At 40.5% G+C, this 1,095-nt stretch carries 2 protein-coding genes and 1 pseudogene; 1 reads left to right on the top strand and 2 read right to left on the bottom strand.

Annotated features, from left to right (window positions below):
• The coding region (locus DKW60_RS23255) for an RloB family protein (protein WP_109840029.1) at positions 1–578 on the top strand (578 nt) is incomplete at its 5' end.
• A gap of 85 nt (positions 579–663) precedes the next feature.
• On the opposite strand, the pseudogene DKW60_RS23260 reads toward DKW60_RS23255, so the two are convergent.
• Both DKW60_RS23260 and DKW60_RS23265 read right to left on the bottom strand, forming a co-directional pair.
• Positions 664–819 (bottom strand): annotated as a pseudogene (locus tag DKW60_RS23260) (IS256 family transposase); the annotation flags it as partial.
• A 55-nt stretch (positions 820–874) separates the two neighbouring features.
• Positions 875–1,095, bottom strand: a 221-nt coding sequence (locus DKW60_RS23265; protein WP_109840030.1) for a CcdB family protein, incomplete at its 5' end; no start/stop codon positions are given.

A 1,095-nucleotide genomic window follows, 5' to 3' on the forward strand; every position in this document is an offset into this window, starting at 1 on the left:
CTACTTTCAATCATAACTCAGGGAAAAACACGGAACCTTATTATCTTAAGAAGTTTGTAGAAATTCATGGTAATCAGCTTGTTACTATTGAGCCTGTTGGCGCAGCTGGAGTCCCTAAAACTATTGTAGATAAGGCTGTTTTAAAAAAGAAAGAATTGGTGAAGGCAGCAAGAAAGACAGGAGATCCGCTTGATAAGAGTTTTGAAGTCTGGGCTGTTTTTGATTGTGATGAGCATCCGTACATTCCTGAGTCTTTTGAAAAAGCGAAAGGGAATAATCTGAAAGTTGCTTATTCTAATCCATGCTTTGAACTATGGTTGTATCTTCATAAGTCAGATCAGTCGGCAGCAATCCACAGAAAAGCATTAGGGAAACAATTACAGCAGATAGTGCCTAGTTATGATCCCGATCGGGCAAAAACGCTTTGTCCGAGTATTTTTACAAATGATGAATACGAAAAAGCAAAACAGCGAGCTCAACAGTTAAAAACTAGTCATGATAGGGTGGGAGCAGGTATGGCTTGTCCTTACACTGATGTTTATGAGCTACTGGAGGTGATAATAGCTAATGGAAAATAAAGAGATAGCTAATTGCTATAAGCTATAAAAAGCCGCCAAAAGAATAACCTCTCAGACAGCTCCCGACGATGTGCAGATTTAGGGTTTACTGGTAATTGGTTAGTCTCTCTTCAAATTCGATCATAAAACGATTCAACGCCGATTTCCAATCACGAATCGGCATGCTCCACTTTTTCGATGCTTCTCGAATGGCTAAATACACCACTTTTTTAGCAGAGTCATCATTTGGAAAGAGCTTTCTACTCTAACAGGTTAGGTTTGAGCAGATACACAGTTCAATTCACAGCCTCTGACTTTCAAATCCCTGAAAACAACAAATCTAAAGCCGCCATTATCTCTTGCCGTTTATCTGCGAGTGACGCGACTGGCTCTCCTAAGTTTGAAAAACCAATACCTGCTAACTCTGGTGTAGACATCACGACTGCAACACCCTCAATACTAAACTTAGGCATTAACCGCTGTGCTGTAGAAAATGTGCCAGACCTTTCCAATGGAGCAACTACTCTGGTTCGGGTTA

This window comes from Leucothrix pacifica (assembly GCF_003172875.1).
Classification (GTDB): Bacteria; Pseudomonadota; Gammaproteobacteria; order Thiotrichales; family Thiotrichaceae; genus Leucothrix; species Leucothrix pacifica.